Consider the following 16015-nt stretch of genomic DNA (forward strand, 5'->3'; position numbering starts at 1 on the left):
AGAATCATATGGAAATGAGTTTTAGGTGGTATGGCAATGACGATCCGGTCACACTGGAGAACATCCGCCAGATTCCAGAGATGAAAGGTATCGTATCGGCGATATACGATATACCGGCCGGGGAAGTGTGGCCGTATGAGCGCATCGTTGAGCTGCGGGACCAGATCGCAGCACACGGCATGCGCCTGAATGTGATCGAATCCGTGCCGGTGCACGAGGATATCAAGATGGGGCGCGGCCGCCGCGACGAGCTGATCGAGAATTACAAGGAGACGATCCGTAACCTTTCGAAAGCGGGCATCAAAACAGTGTGCTACAACTTCATGCCTGTGTTCGACTGGACACGCATCGAGCTTGACGCGCCGCTTGCAGACGGTTCCAATTCATTGAAATACGATGAGGCGAAAGTGAAAGGGATCGACCCGCTGAGCGGTGAGCTCACACTGCCGGGGTGGGATCTTTCCTATCAGACCCATGATCTTAAGGAAATCATCGATGCGTACCAGGAAATCAGTGAAGATCAGCTGTTCTGCAATCTGATCTACTTCCTCGAGCGCATCATCCCGGTTGCCGAAGAGGAGGATGTGCTCATGGCCATCCATCCGGACGATCCGCCATGGAGCATCTTCGGTCTGCCGCGCATCATTACGGGAGCCGCCGCCTTGAGGAAGTTGTTCGATGCGGTGCCGAGTGTGCACAACGGCATCACGTTCTGCACAGGATCATACGGCTCCAGTCCGGCAAATGACCTGTTCGAAATCATCGACACGGCCGCCGGACGCATCCACTTCGTACATGCGAGGAACGTGAAGTGGACGGGCGAACTTTCATTCCAGGAAGTATCACATTCCGTCCATGACGGTTCACTCGATATGGTCGGCATTATTGATAAACTCGTTGCATCAGGCGTCGACGTCCCGATCCGGCCCGACCACGGGCGCATGATCTGGGGAGAAACCGGCCGCCCCGGCTACGGACTGTACGACCGCGCCCTCGGAGCGACCTATCTGAACGGCATACTGGATACTTTGAAAAGGTAGCCAGATGGCGAATAAAAGCCCGCGGGCGTTCTCTTGCCTTCGATTCGAAATCGGTAATAAGGCAGGGGTGTCTCTTATCATCGTTTCCCGATCGATGATAGGAGGAGGCGTTCTCTTGTCTTCGATTTGAAATCGGTAATAAGGCAGGGGTGTCTCTTATCATCGTTCCCCGATCGATGATAAGCAAAGACGTTCTCTTGTCTTCGATTTGAAATCGGTAATAAGGCAGGGGATGTCTCTTATCATCGTTTTCCGATCGATGATAGGCAAAGACGTTCTCTTGTTTTCGATTTGTAATCGGTAATAAGGCAGGGGGTGTCTCTTATCATCGTTTCCCGATCGATGATAGGAGGAGACGTTCTCTTGTCTTCGATTTGAAATCGGTAATAAGGCAGGGGTGTCTCTTATCATCGTTCCCCGATCGATGATAGGAGGAGGCGTTCTCTTGTCTTCGATTTGAAATCGGTAATAAGGCAGGGGGTGCCTCTTATCATCGTTTTCCGATCGATGATAGGCAAAGGCGTTCTCTTGTTTTCGATTTGGAATCGGTAATAAGGCAGAGGGTGCCTCTTATCATCGTTTCCCGATCGGTGATAAGACCCTGCCCTCCACCCCGCCCAATCCACACACAAAAATACCTCTCTGCATCTGCAGGGAGGTATCCGTATTAATGTGTATGGTGGTATTCATTCAGATCCAGGTGGTTGATATCCAAAAACCTTGCGAGCGGGACGATGGCAGCACCGAGGGCGCTGGAACGGTCGCCGAGTGAAGAGATGACGATCTCATCATAGTCTATGAATGACGATGACAGCTGCGGCTTGACTTCCTCCACAAGCTCAGGGTACTTGGTGAAGATGCTGCTGTTGATGACGAGCTTTTTCGGGTTGAATATATTGATGATGTTGTTCAGCCCTACGGCGAGAAACGCAATGTAGTCATCAAAAATTTCGCGCGCCTTCTCGTTTTGCTGAAGCGATTCATAAGTCGGATAGTCGTAGAGTTCGATATCGTTTTCCGACAGGGAGCGTTTAAGAACTTCATCCGAAGCGTACCGTTCGAAACAGCCGTGGTTCCCGCACCGGCAGGGGATGCCGTCCTGCCTGATGATCATATGTCCCACTTCACCCGCATAGCCGGTGAATCCGCGGAATATTTCATGGTTGAGCAGGATGCCGAGCCCGATACCGCTGGATAATGTCACACAATAGAGGTTGGGCTGGTACTCGGTGAATGCCTGTTCGGCGCGGACGGCCATATTGGCATTGTTGTCGGCATAGATGGGTACATTGAAAGTATCCTCGAGTTTTGTGAGAAGCGGCTGTATATGGATCTGGTCCGGCGGGGCATAAAGCAGCTCCTTGCTTTCGTTGACAATCCCGTGGAAACTGATGCCGATGCCCACGAGTCTGTTTGGGCTGTGCACTTCATCATACTGGCTGATGACCGGCTGCAGAAGGCCGGGCAGGATGTCAATCAGCTGCTCGGTGCGCCTGATATCGAAATCATGCATGTTGTTGTAGACGGTCATGCCCCTGAGGTTGACGACGACGATCCGGATATGATTCCGATCGATGTCGACGCCGATGGTATAGGTGCTCATTGGGTTCAGCTCAAGGTTGATCGGGCGGCGTCCGGGGGACTGGTAATTCTCCACCGGTTTCTCGATGACGAGAGATTGTTCAATCAGCTCGTTCACCTGCGAGGAGACGGTCGCTTTGTTGAGCCCGGTCCGTTTGGAAATGTTGACTCTGGAAATGGACTTGTTCCGGATGATGTCTTCAAGAACAAGCCGGCGGTTCATGGTTTTTATATAATTCGCATCACCGGTAAGCATAGAATATCCACCCTCATCTTGGTTTACTTATTAAACTGATTCTAACAAAATATAGTAATATCAGCAATTCGATATCAAATTATCAGGAGGTAATGACATGAATAATACAGATCTTTCAGGAAAGACGGCGGTTGTCACAGGCGGCGGGGGAGTGATTGGCTCCCATTTCTGCAAAGCTCTGGCCGGAGCTGGAGCGAAAGTGGCGATACTGGGGCGCACGCTTGAAAACTGCGAAGCGGTTGCGGAGGAGATCAGGAAGGACGGCGGCGAAGCGGTCGGAATCAGCTGTGATGTGACGGATAAGACTTCTGTCGAAGCGGCGAGAAGCGAGATCAGTGAAAAATTCGGCACGTGCGACATTCTCGTAAACGGAGCCGGAGGCAACAACCCGTCCGCATCGACTGACGACGAATACCTCGATACCGACAAGATCGACGATTCGAACGTCAAGGACTTCTTCGAGCTCGACACCGACGGCATCGATTTCGTGTTCAAGCTCAATTTCCTTGACACACTCATCCCGTCCCAGATTTTCGGACGTGACATGGCGCTAAAAGAGCATGCGACAGTCATCAATATCTCATCCATGAACGCCTATACGCCGCTTACGAAGATCCCGGCATACAGCGGGGCGAAGTCTTCGGTGACGAACTTCACCCAGTGGCTGAGCGTCTATCTTTCCAAAACAGGCGTCAGAGTCAACGGCATCGCACCGGGCTTCCTTGCCACCAAGCAGAATAAAGATCTCCTGTTCGACGGTGACGGCAATCTGACCGACAGGAGCCATAAGATCATCAGTGCCACACCGATGGGCCGTTTCGGTGAACCGGAGGAGCTCCTCGGCACGCTGCTCTACCTCGCCGATCATAAGGCATCCGGCTTCGTCACAGGCATAACGATCCCTGTCGACGGCGGTTTCTCGGCATATTCAGGTGTGTAAAACAAAAAAACAGCTGTCCGCATAGGCGGACAGCTGTTTTTTTCATCGTTTCACTTCTCTGGTTGCATCGAGCACACTGCCCATCGTGGCGATGTCTTCGGTCAGGAAATCCCCGCTGATCGTATGCTTGTAAAGCATGTTGCCGAGTGCGTTCTGCAGTGTGTCTGCGTAACTCATCTCAGCATCCATGAGACCGTGGATAACGCCTGCCGTGAAGGCGTCCCCTGTACCGATGCGGTCGAGGATTTCGACTTCGTAGGCATCTGTCTCGTGGATGGCACCGCCTGTTGAGATCATCCCCTTGATGACATTCCTGTTGGAATGGACCACTGTGCGCTGTGTGAATGCGATGTGCGACACGCCGTATTCCTTGTGGATCCGCTCAAGTATCGGCTTGAGTGTATCAGCATCCGGATTGCGTTCGAGTCCGTCTTTGATCTCTTTGCCGTCCTCGATCAGCTCAAGCGGCTCGTAGCCGAAGATGACATCGCAGTATTTGACGAACTTCGTCATCGTCTTCCTCGCTTCTTCGAAACTCCACAGATTGCCGCGGAAGTTCAGGTCGGCGCTGATCTTCATGCCGCGCGCCTTTGCGGCTTCCAGCGCATCCATGAGCACTGCCTGCATTTCAGTGTTGAGCGCAGGGGTGATGCCGCTGAAGTGGAACCAGTCATAGCCTTCGAACGCCTTGTCAAAAGCGTAGTCGGCCCTGGTGGACTGTTCAAGGCTGGAATATTTGCGGTCGTATATGACAGAAGATCCGCGGACATTGAATCCCTTTTCAAGGAAATATGTCCCCATACGCTGACCCTGCAGATTGATGTGCTCCGTTTCGATGTCATTGCTTTTGAGCATGGATACAGTCCGCCTGCCGAAACCGTTGTCCGGAAGGGAAGTGATCATCGAGACGTCCACGCCCGAAGCGGCAAGGCTCATTGCGACGTTCATTTCACTGCCGCCGATATTGATGTTGAAATGGCCGGCAGTCTTGAAAGTATCGGCGGCTTCAGTGCTGAGCCGCATCATGATTTCCCCGAAAGTGATGAAGCGCATCATTCTTCCCCCTTCACTTGTGCTTCGTAGACAGCGACGAAACTCTCTGTGTTGGCTTTGACAACTTCAGGATTGGACCCGTCGTACCCTTTGGCGAGTGCACTGCCGATGCCGACGGCAAAAGCGCCGTTTTCCATCCATTCGGCCATGTTGTCTTTATCGACCCCGCCGGATGGCATGAGGTTGGCATGCGGTATCGGACCTTTGATATCCTTGATGAAGGAAGTGCCAAGCACGCCGCCCGGGAATACTTTCAGTACATCGACACCGGATTTCATCGCAGTGACAACTTCAGTTGCGGTGGCGCATCCCGGCAGATAGGGGATCTGGTTCAGGTTGCACAGTTCGGAAACCCCGGCGTCAAAATGCGGACTGACGACATACTGTGCCCCGCGGCGGATCGCCTCGTCGGCAGTTTCCCGTGACATGACCGTCCCGGCGCCGACGCAGATATCCCCGCGTCCGGCGAAATGCTCGATCAGTTCGCTCGCCCCCGGTGTAGTGTAGGTGATTTCAATGTTTCTGATGCCGCCTTCTACAATGCTGTCGATCATTTTAACAGTATCGTCGAACCCTTTGCCGCGGACGACGGCGATCAGATAGTTCTTTCGGATTTTATTCAGAATGTCGAATTTCTTCATGATCTTCACTCCCAAGTGGATATTTGCTTGACTGCATGCTAGGTTAAATGTAGATTGGAAATAAAAATAGAGCGTTTTACTAAAACGTTTTACCCTTGGGAGCATTATAACATGAAAAGGATAACAATCAAAGATGTGGCAGAGCGCTCGGGCGTCTCGGTCAGCACCGTTTCCCAGTATCTCAACGGGCGGTATAACTATATGGGGGAAGCCACCAGGAACAGGATAAAAGAAGCGGTGGTCGAGCTCGGATACCGTCCCAATTTCATGGCCAGGAATCTAAAGAGCAGATCGACAAAGACGGTGGGGATCATCGTGTCGAACATCCTGCATCATTTTGCCGTATCACTCACAAGGAAGATCGAAGATTACTGTGATGAAAACAACTATAACCTGATCATATGCAATGCCGACGATGATCCCGAGAAAGAGGGGAAGTACATCAGCAGCCTGATTGAAAAGCAGGTCGACGGCATGATCATCATGCCGACCACTGCGAATGATGCCCTGTATAAGAGCCTCGCCAACCAGAATTTCCCGGTGGTGTTCGTCGACAGGTTCATGGAGCATGTGGATATACCATCCTTCAAGCTGGATAACCACCATGCGATGGAAATGGCATTTGAATATCTGCAGAATAAAAAGATCGAAAACTTCTATTATATCGGTACTTCGGATGAAATGGACATTACTCCGCGGGTCGAACGCCTGGCCCGGTTCAAGGAACTGGCACCGGAACAAAAAGTCATCACAGGGGAGAACGATGCACTCTACTCACATATAGAAAAAGAGTTTGCAGGCGGGAAGTCGAATGGCATCATACTTGCCAATGACTTCGCACTTATGGCATTCCTGGAATTCGCGAATGAAGTACACCTGGATCTTGAAAAAAATCAGCTGATTGCGATAGATGATGTCCCGCTGGCAGATGTATATCGCCCGCGGATTTCCACGATTGTACAGCCGGTCGAAGAGATCGCCAAAAATGCATATATGGCATTAATGGATAAAATCGAGGGTGGAGCAGGACCTGACAAAATGGTAAACAGCTATAAAGGGAAACTCATAGAGAGATGATCAGGAACAAAAGAGGGGGAGGATATCATGATGATATCCTCCCCCTCTTATTTATATGGTATGCTGAATCACCATTTCACAGAGCTTAATAGTACAGCCTCTCCCTGAAACGATTCGATTTTACCTGCATCTGACTGGATGCGGAACTTCTGTGTCACTTTTTCATCTGCTTCAAGCATTATGCGGGTCAGTGTTCTCTTCTCCTGATCCATCAAATGCATCCGGGTGCACCAGTCTTCAAAGTCAAAGTGTTTTTCGAAGCGGTGCATCTCGACAATCTCGAAGGCGGTATGTTCAAGCATGCGCAGCCATTCCGTCTTCTTCCAGGCCCGGTGATGACTGTAGTCGCGTATTTTTTCGATCTTATTATAGAAATCATCGAACGCATCCTCTTCAGGTGCAACATTATCATCCAGCAGGAAGCGGCCGCCTGGTTTCAGTACACGGTATACTTCCTTTATGAAGTCCCCGATATTCGGGAAGTGATGGGGTGCAATCCGGCAGGTGACAATGTCGAATGATTCATCCTCAAACGGCATCTTCTCGGCATCGCCTTCGACAAACTCTACATTACTGTGGCCATTGCCCTCAATGAATTTCCCGGCGTTCTCAAGCATTTCAGGTGTGATATCCATCGCTGTCACTTTTTTGACGAGTGGAGCGAGGGCATTCGCCGTATGCCCGCCGCCTGTGGCGACGTCAAGCGCATATTCCGTTTCTTCAGCATGTGCCATTTCAATCAGTGCTGCAAGATCCCCGCCGCTGCGATGTATTTTGCTGCTTACATAAAGACCCGCACTGCGCCCGAACTGGTTTTTAACATCCTGTTTGATATCCATGCATATCATCCCCTTCATCATTTTGATAGAAGATTCAAAATACTCATCAGAAATACTGTATCATACATCTAATAATAAGTTTAATCTATTATTAATATCATTAATGATAAGTTTTTATGATATATATATTTTAAGATAATTTGAATCTTGACTATATCGACTCTATGCTTTAAAATTAGTTAGTCTAACTAATTAAAGAGGTGTATCCATGCGTATTGAACAGGAATTCTTTGATGCATATGTAGCTCTGTACCGCCCGTATATCAACAGGGCGAACAGCATTCTGACTGCATATAACCTGTACAGCTCCCAGTGGCTGATTCTGAAGGATATTGCGAAGCACGGCACGACGACTCTGGCGGATGTCAGCAGGCGGCGGCAGATCGAGAAGCCGACGGCGAACAAAGTGATCAAGCATCTGCTGGAGCTCGGTCTCATACAATCCGAGCAGGGCGAGGACCGGCGGGTCAAAAACCTGACGATGACAGAAGACGGGGTCGATCTTTATGATGAAGTACGGAAGAAGATGGACGAAATGCAGCGCGAAGTGCTGCAGGATGTAGACCAGGAACAGCTGGAAACGATGATCACCAACTTTGAAAAAATGAAAATATAGAAAGGGTCCTCAGTTTGACGAACAAAGAATATTTGAGCGACAGGATTTGGACGAGGGAATTTGTCATCCTGTTCCTGTATCATTTCATAATAATGTTTTCGATGTATGTATCGATTGTGACAATAGGGAATTTTGCGATAGAGAATTTTGATGCGAGTGTGAGCACCGCCGGATTGGTGGCAAGTATATTCATCGTCGGGGTGCTCATAGGAAGGGCAGTGTCCGGCCATCAGGTGAACCGCATCGGTGCAAGGAAGATCATGTATATCGGCACAGTCCTCTTCTTCCTTACTTACGGTCTTTATTTCGTAGAAGGCGGACTGGCACTGCTGATAGCAGCACGTCTCCTGAACGGGTTTGCGACAGGGGTGGTCAGCACGTCGCTGAACACACTGGCCACGATTTCAGTGCCCGAGAACCGGAGAGGGGAGGGCATCAGCTATTTCAGCCTCAGTTTTGTCCTCGGCTCGGCAGTCGGGCCGTTCCTCGGCTTCCTGCTATTTGAAATCATGAGCTTCAATACGATGCTCATCCTCGTGCTGGCAGCAGTACTGATCGTTGCACTGATGACGCCGCTGGTCAAGATAAACAATATCAGCGGGGATTATAAACCGGAGACAGGACGGTTCAAAATGATAGACCGCAAGGCGCTGCCGATGGGCTTCTCCGTTCTGTTCATGGGACTGGCGTATGCCTCCATACTGTCATTCCTAAACCTGTACGCCATAGAAGTCAACCTGATCACAGCAGCCAGCTTCTTCTTCCTGGTCTACTCCGCAGTCGTCATGCTCACACGGCCGGTGACAGGGAGGATATTGGACCAGAAAGGCGCAAACATCGTCATATATCCGACATTCATCTTCATGGCCATCGGATTCTACATCCTCGGCAACTCCACAACCAGTTTCGTCATGCTGCTCGCAGGCGCACTCATCGGGCTCGGATTCGGCAACTTCCAGTCCATGGCCCAGACACTGTCCGTCAATCTGGCAGACAAAGAGAATGTCGGACTCGCAACATCCACATACTTCATAATGCTCGAAGTCGGACTCGGGTTCGGCCCATTCTTCCTCGGCTTCCTCGTACCATCACTCGGCTACGGCGGACTGTACCAGTTCCTCGTATTGTCGATCATGGCAGCGATGGTGATATTCTACTTCGTGTACGGCAGGCATGAGAGCAGGGATAAAAGCATGGACACCGGAAAAGTGGAAGAGAATATAGTGGACTGAAGATAGTACAAAGAAATATTCAGATGAAAACATCCCAAGGCGTAAAATCAAACAAGATTTTACGTCTTTTTGTAAGTGGGGAAAGATGTAACCACTTTTATTCAGGGCGTTGTCTTTTTGGCAGTTTGAATCAAAAGTGTCTATCAGGATATTGGGTGATATATGCTTTAATAATCTTTTACGGCTTGATGTAATCCTATGTTAAGCTAAAAGGGACGGTGTTTGTAAATTCCCTTCTTTTGTTCTCTGACAAATGATGGAATATGAAACTGGATTACCTGCATTTCGTAAAAAATACATAAACAATATTATAGAAAAAGGAATAGATAGAAATGGTTAATTTTCAGGATAAAGTAAACTTTTTATGGACCATCGCAGAAATACTGAGAGGGCCATATAAACCGGAAGACTACGGGAAGGTCATCTTACCGATGGCGGTATTGCGCCGGTTCGATAATGTTCTGGAGGATACAAAAGCAGACGTATTGGACAGCTACCAGCAATTCAAGCATTTGCCTGAAGAATCCCGGGACGAAATACTGAACAGACAATCAAAACAGCGTTTCAACAATACAAGCAATTATGATTTTCATAAGCTATTAAATGATTCGGATAACATCGCAGAGAACTTCCGGGATTACATCAATGGCTTTTCAAAAACAGCAAGAGAGATCATCGAGTACTTTGACTTCGATAAGCAAATCGAAAAAATGGACCGCAATGATCTTTTGTATCTGACAGTGAAGCGCTTTGCAGAAGTCGACTTGCACCCTGATACGGTATCTAACCTTGAAATGGGCTACATTTTTGAGGAATTGATTCGTCGCTATTCTGAACACGCAGAAGCCGGGGATCACTATACACCAAGGGAAGTGGTTCGGTTGATGGTGGGACTCATGTTCAATGAGGATGATGAGATTCTGACCAAGCCCGGCATTACCCAGACCCTTTATGATGGATGTGCCGGCACAGGCGGCATGGGGTCCATCGCCCAGGAATACTTGCATGACATGAATGACTCTGCAGAATTGCAGTTTTTCGCTCAGGAGTTCAACGAGGAATCATTTGCCATGTGTAAGGCAGACACCCTAATCAAAGGAGAGAATGCGCAGAACATTCGCTTTGGAAACACATTAACGAGAGATGCTTTTCCGACTCAGAAATTTGATTACCTGATTTCGAATCCACCCTATGGCGTCGAGTGGAAGCCCGCTGAGAAAGTCGTCAGGGAAGAATATGAAGATTTAGGAATGGACGGACGTTTCGGGGCCGGATTGCCGCGTATTGGTGATGGCCAACTGCTGTTCCTGCAGCACCTGGTATCAAAAATGAAGCCGGTGAGCGAAGACAATCCTCAAGGTTCCCGTATGGCGATCATCATGAACGGCTCGCCATTATTCACAGGGGATGCAGGCAGCGGAGAAAGCGAGATACGACGCTATGTTATTGAAAATGACCTGGTGGAGGGCATTGTGGCAATGCCGAATGACCTTTTCTACAACACTGGTATTTCCACTTATGTCTGGATTCTGACTAATAATAAATCCAAATGGCGTAAAGGAAAGGTTCAGCTCGTTAATGCCGTCGATTACTATGAAAAGATGCGCAAAAGCTTGGGAGCAAAGCGTAATGAGATTTCTCAGGAGCAAATCGACGAGATTATCCGGATATATGGTGAACTCAAAGAGCAGGACAATGTGAAGATTTTTGATAACGAAGATTTTGGTTATCAGAAGATTGTTGTAGAGCGCCCGTTGAAGCTGAACTTCAAGATAGATGATGCACGCATTGAGCGTCTCTACGAACAAAGAGCGTTCCAGAACCTGGCTAAATCCAAGAAAAAAGGGGACGCCGGCATCAAAGAGCAAGAAGCCGGTGAAGAAGTGCAAAACGCTATCATTGAAGTATTACAGCAACTGAAAGAAGACACGCTTTATAAGAACCGGGAAGTATTCACCGAAAAATTGAAAACTGCATTTTCAGATGCTGCCATCGATATGAAGGCACCTTTGCTAAAGGCACTGCTCGCAGCGCTCTCTGAGAAGGATGAGACGGCGGATGTCTGTGTGAAAAATAAAAAGGGGGATGTGGAACCAGATCCAGATTTACGTGATACAGAAAACGTCCCCCTGAAAGAAGACATTCATGACTATTTTGAACGGGAAGTCCTGCCGCATGTACCGGATGCATGGATCGATGAAGACAAAACGAAAATCGGCTACGAAATTCCATTCACCAGACACTTCTACAAGTACCAGGAGCTTCGCTCTTCCAGTGAAATCAAAGCAGAAATACAGGCGCTTGAGGAGAGTATTTTGGAGAAATTGAAGAAGGTGATGATGTGAAGGAGCACTATAAAGAATCGGGTGTAAACTGGATTGGTAAAATCCCAGCGCATTGGGAGATAATTAAAGTGAAAAACTTAGCTCGTAATAACGGGTCATTATTTATTGATGGTGACTGGATTGAGAGTGATGTTATACAAAAAACTGGGGTAAGATATCTAACAACAGGCAATATAGGGCCAGGTAAATTTAAAAAACAAGGAAATAATTATATTTCTGAAGAGACTTTTCATTCTATGAATTGTCTGAAGGCCCTCCCGGGTGATTTAGCGATTTCTAGACTAAATGAACCAATAGGTAGAGCATGTATATTGCCGTATGACGAACCACGGTATGTTGTGGCAGTAGACATAGTTATACTAAGGCCGGATAGTAAGTATGATAAGCAGTATATATCCTATTGTATGAATACAGTGGGATATAGTGAAAACGCCGCGATAATGTCAAGAGGGACAACTATGAAAAGGATTAGTAGGGGAGGGTTAGGTAATTTTTCAATACCGATCACGAGTTATAGTGAGCAAAAATTAATATCGAATTTTCTCAACCAAAAAACCTCAGAAATCGACACCTTGATCGAAGACAAAGAAAAACTGATTCAACTCCTCGAAGAAAAACGGCAAGCCATTATTACAGAAGCCGTTACAAAAGGACTTGATCCGGACGTTCAAATGAAAGACTCCGGTGTGGAATGGATTGGGGAGATTCCGGAGCATTGGGAAGTGGTTAAACTCAAAAGCAAAGGTGAGATAAGAGGAAGAATTGGCTATAGAGGATATACAACAGAAGATCTCGTTGATGTAGGAAAAGGAGCTATAACATTAGGGGCCTCAAATATCAATAAATTGAATCAACTAGACTTATCCCAGAAATCTTTCATTAGTTGGGAAAAATATTATGAATCACCCGAAATTATGGTACAAACCAATGATTTAATATTTGTACAAAGAGGAAGTGTTGGGCGCTTCTGTATTATAGAAGATAAAGTAGAGAATATAACCATAAACCCAAGCCTTTTAATAATTAAAGAATATATTGAAAATACTAAGCACTTATATTGGTATTTAAACAGCAACTATATTACAAACCTAGTTACATTGCTTACTACATCTACAGCTGTTCCCATGGTTTCCCAAGAGCAACTTAAGAACTTTAATATTATTTTGCCTCCTAAACAAGAACAGAACAAAATAACTGGATACTTGAATCACAAAACAAAAGCTTACGATATTACTGTCAATATAGTAAATACGCAAATCAACAAACTCAAAGAATACCGCCAATCTCTTATCTACGAAGCTGTCACAGGCAAGATTGATGTTCAGGAGATGCTGAAAGAAACAGAGCAGGAGGAGGTATCGTCGTCGTGAGTATCGACAAAAGTGAAACAGGTTTTGAAGAAAATATAGAACGAGAGTTAATAGCATCCGGCTTTCACCAACGTACACTGAAGGGGCCTGCACTTGCCAAGTTCCAAAAGTGGGCCGTCGATCAGGAAGTGCTTTTCACATTTTTGGAAGCCACACAACCAAAGGCTCTGGCACAGTTACAGAAGGTCTACAAAGATGAGTATCAATCCAAGATCATGGAGCGTCTCGACAAAGAGCTGAAGCGCCGGGGCATGATTGATTGTCTGCGCCATGGTATCAAAGATTACGGGGCCACACTCAAACTCGCCTATAACAAACCACCGACGGAGATGAACCAGACACTCGTTGAAAACTACGAGAATAATATTTTCACTGTGAGTCGTCAGGTGTATTATAGTGCCTCCAATCAGAACTCCATCGATATGATGATTTCCTTAAATGGGCTGCCACTGATTGTGATGGAGCTGAAAAACCAGCTGACCAACCAAACCGTGGAGCATTCCATGAGACAGTTCAAGAAAGATCGGGATCCGAAAGAACTACTGTTCCAGTTCAAGAAACGTGCTGTTGTGTTCTTTGCCGTGGATACCGATGAAGTATATATGACGACCCAGCTCAACAAAAATAGTACATTCTTTCTTCCTTTCAATAGAGGCAACAATGGCGGGAAAGGGAACCCGCCTGTGGAAGATAACTATCGTACTGCTTACCTCTGGCAGGAAGTACTGCAGCCGGACAGCCTCCTCGATATCCTTTTCCGATTCTTATATGTCGAAAAAAAGAGCATCCGGGACAGCAACGGGGACATCATTGACGAAAAAGAAGTGGTCATATTCCCGAGATATCATCAACTGGATGCCGTGCGTCAGATAGAGGCGGACGTAAAAACACACCATGCCGGGAGAAACTATTTAATCCAACACTCTGCAGGCAGTGGAAAAACCAACAGCATTTCATGGTTATCCCACCGGTTGGCAAAAACCCATGATGCAGAAGACAATCCGGTCTTCGACAGCATCATCGTCATCACGGACAGGCGGGTGCTCGACAAACAGCTCCAGAATGCAATTTACCAATTGGAGCACAAAGCGGGCATGGTGGAGAAGATTGATGAGAATTCGGAACAACTGGCCAAAGCGATCCGCAACAAAACGAAAATCATTGTAACAACACTCCAGAAGTTTCCATTTATCCTGGATAAAGTCGGGGAGTTCAACCGGGGCACTTATGGCATCATCATAGATGAAGCCCACAGCTCCCAGGGCGGGAAAGCGTCTTCTGCCATGACGGCGCTGCTGTCGAATAAAACATTGGAAGAAGCCTATGAACAAAGCGCACTGGAGGAAGAAACGGCAACAGATGCAGAAGAACGGATGCTTGAAGCCATCGCGAAGAGTGGTAACCAGTCGAACATCTCCTTCTTTGCGTTCACAGCGACACCGAAGCCAAAGACTGTGGAACGATTTGGCACTCAACAACAGGATGGCACGTTCGAACCGTTTCACCTCTATTCCATGCGTCAGGCCATCGAAGAGGGCTTCATTCATGATGTGCTGCAAAATTACGTGACGTATGAAACATTCTATAAAATCGAAAAGAGCATCACAGATGACCCGGAGGTGGCCAAAGGCAAAGCGAGCAAGCAGATTGCACGTTTCGTTTCCCTTCATCCACACAATATTGCCCAAAAGGCAGAGATCATGGTGGAGCATTTTAGAAACGTCACCCGCCATAAGATTAATGGCCGCGCCAAGTCGATGGTCGTCACCAGCAGTCGGCTCCATGCTGTGCGGTATAAACTGGCTTTTGATAAGTATTTAAAGGCAAAAAGATACACCGATCTCCAGACCCTTGTGGCATTCTCGGGCACCGTGGAGGACTCTGGGGAACAATATACAGAAGCAGGTATGAATGAGATCAGTGAAAATGAACTGCCGGATAAGTTTCATTCGGATGATTACCAGGTGCTGATTGTGGCTGAAAAGTATCAGACCGGTTTCGATGAGCCATTGCTGCATACAATGTATGTCGACAAGCCTCTGGACGGGATTAAGGCCGTCCAGACCCTCTCCCGCCTAAATCGGACATGTCGCGGGAAAGACGATACGTTCGTGCTGGACTTTGTAAATGATCCTGAAACCATTCAAGCTGCCTTCCAAACCTATTACGAAGTGACCGGACTTGGGGAAGCGACCGAGCCGAACCTTCTCTATGATTTGCAGAGTGAACTGGATGCGATGCAGGTGTATACGGATGAAGAAGTGGAGACTGTCGCAAACTTGGAGTATAGTGAGCAGTCTGCAAAAAATGCCCGTTTCCAAGGCAGATTAAATGCTGCGCTGGACCCCGGAGTGGAACGGTATAAGCAGGAATTGGATGATGAAGCGCAGGAACAGTTTAAGTCCGCAGCTGTAAAATTTGTGCGGACGTATGCATTTATCCTGCAGATTGGTCCATTCTCAGATCTGGATCTGCACAAACGGTTCATTTACCTCAGTTCATTGTTGAAAAAGCTGCCAAAAAAACCAGTGGACCCGGTTTATATCTCTGATGAAGTGGCATTGGAATATTATCGTAATGAGAAAGCATTTGAAGGCACCATACCCCTGGATAGCACCGGGGGAGAGCATCTGTATCCGACACAGCATGGCGGTGCCAGTCGAGTCGAAGAAGAAAAAGAACGCCTGTCTTCGATTATCGACCGCATCAATGACCGTTTTGGAACAGACTTCACAGAAGCTGATAAACTGTCGAGAGATCAAATCATCGAAGATATGAAAGCCGATGAAAAACTGGTATTAAAAGCGCAAAACAATACGAAGGAGAACTTCAAGTTAAGTGTCAGAGATAGTTTCACGGATTTTGTCCTCAGCCGGATGACAAGTAATGAGAGCTTCTTCATGAGAATATTCGAGGATTCGGACTTTAGAGAGTACTTGATGGAAGATGTGATTGATGAAGTATACAGGGATTTGAGGAAGACAGAGTGACGGGTTTCAAATGCGGATGAAAATTATATGCATCA

General features: G+C 47.5%; 12 protein-coding genes. 8 read left to right on the forward strand and 4 right to left on the reverse strand.

Features of this window, described 5'->3' with window-relative positions; genetic code table 11:
• Positions 1 to 8: 8 nt before the first annotated feature.
• On the forward strand, positions 9 to 1040 hold the full coding sequence (gene uxuA / locus WN59_RS04530; protein ID WP_046513338.1) for a mannonate dehydratase: 1032 nt from the start codon (positions 9 to 11) through the stop codon (positions 1038 to 1040).
• A 667-nt stretch (positions 1041 to 1707) separates the two neighbouring features.
• Here uxuA and WN59_RS04535 read toward each other — a convergent pair.
• The gene (locus WN59_RS04535; RefSeq protein WP_046513340.1) at positions 1708 to 2877 is read right to left on the reverse strand and encodes an ROK family transcriptional regulator; all 1170 of its coding nucleotides are present in this window, start codon (positions 2875 to 2877) and stop codon (positions 1708 to 1710) included.
• A gap of 97 nt (positions 2878 to 2974) precedes the next feature.
• On the opposite strand from WN59_RS04535, the gene WN59_RS04540 reads away from it, so the two are divergent.
• The gene (locus tag WN59_RS04540) at positions 2975 to 3817 is read left to right on the forward strand and encodes an SDR family oxidoreductase (protein WP_046513343.1); all 843 of its coding nucleotides are present in this window, start codon (positions 2975 to 2977) and stop codon (positions 3815 to 3817) included.
• Positions 3818 to 3859: 42 nt separating this feature from the next.
• Here WN59_RS04540 and WN59_RS04545 read toward each other — a convergent pair whose 3' ends face one another.
• Both WN59_RS04545 and eda read right to left on the reverse strand, forming a co-directional pair.
• Positions 3860 to 4870: a sugar kinase gene (locus WN59_RS04545; RefSeq protein WP_052747266.1), complete on the reverse strand. Its 1011-nt coding sequence runs from the start codon at positions 4868 to 4870 to the stop codon at positions 3860 to 3862.
• Positions 4870 to 5511 carry a bifunctional 4-hydroxy-2-oxoglutarate aldolase/2-dehydro-3-deoxy-phosphogluconate aldolase gene (gene eda, locus WN59_RS04550; RefSeq protein WP_046513349.1) on the reverse strand — a complete coding sequence of 214 codons (642 nt, stop codon included), beginning with the start codon at positions 5509 to 5511 and terminating at the stop codon, positions 4870 to 4872. The genes WN59_RS04545 and eda overlap by 1 nt, the downstream gene beginning before the upstream one ends.
• A gap of 111 nt (positions 5512 to 5622) precedes the next feature.
• On the opposite strand from eda, the gene WN59_RS04555 reads away from it, so the two are divergent.
• On the forward strand, positions 5623 to 6588 hold the full coding sequence (locus WN59_RS04555; protein WP_046513352.1) for a LacI family DNA-binding transcriptional regulator: 966 nt from the start codon (positions 5623 to 5625) through the stop codon (positions 6586 to 6588).
• 68 nt (positions 6589 to 6656) lie between these two features.
• Here WN59_RS04555 and WN59_RS04560 read toward each other — a convergent pair whose 3' ends face one another.
• Entirely contained in the window at positions 6657 to 7427 is a 771-nt protein-coding gene (locus tag WN59_RS04560; protein WP_046513355.1) for a class I SAM-dependent methyltransferase, read from the reverse strand.
• A gap of 208 nt (positions 7428 to 7635) precedes the next feature.
• On the opposite strand from WN59_RS04560, the gene WN59_RS04565 reads away from it, so the two are divergent.
• The 5 genes from WN59_RS04565 (at position 7636) to WN59_RS04585 (ending at position 15980) form a co-directional block, all read left to right on the forward strand.
• Entirely contained in the window at positions 7636 to 8043 is a 408-nt protein-coding gene (locus WN59_RS04565; protein ID WP_046513358.1) for a MarR family winged helix-turn-helix transcriptional regulator, read from the forward strand.
• Between the two features lie 14 nt (positions 8044 to 8057).
• Positions 8058 to 9275, forward strand: coding sequence for an MFS transporter (locus WN59_RS04570; protein ID WP_052747268.1), 1218 nt, complete (start codon positions 8058 to 8060; stop codon positions 9273 to 9275).
• A 332-nt stretch (positions 9276 to 9607) separates the two neighbouring features.
• Complete coding sequence (locus tag WN59_RS04575; RefSeq protein ID WP_046513361.1) at positions 9608 to 11620, forward strand: type I restriction-modification system subunit M; 2013 nt, start codon at positions 9608 to 9610, stop codon at positions 11618 to 11620.
• Entirely contained in the window at positions 11617 to 12990 is a 1374-nt protein-coding gene (locus WN59_RS04580; RefSeq protein WP_046513364.1) for a restriction endonuclease subunit S, read from the forward strand. The genes WN59_RS04575 and WN59_RS04580 overlap by 4 nt, the downstream gene beginning before the upstream one ends.
• Positions 12987 to 15980, forward strand: a complete 2994-nt coding sequence (locus tag WN59_RS04585; protein ID WP_046513368.1) for a type I restriction endonuclease subunit R — start codon at positions 12987 to 12989, stop codon at positions 15978 to 15980. The genes WN59_RS04580 and WN59_RS04585 overlap by 4 nt, the downstream gene beginning before the upstream one ends.
• The last annotated feature ends 35 nt before the right edge of the window (positions 15981 to 16015 follow it).

This window comes from Salinicoccus sediminis, from assembly GCF_000986795.1.
Taxonomy (GTDB): domain Bacteria; phylum Bacillota; class Bacilli; order Staphylococcales; family Salinicoccaceae; genus Salinicoccus; species Salinicoccus sediminis.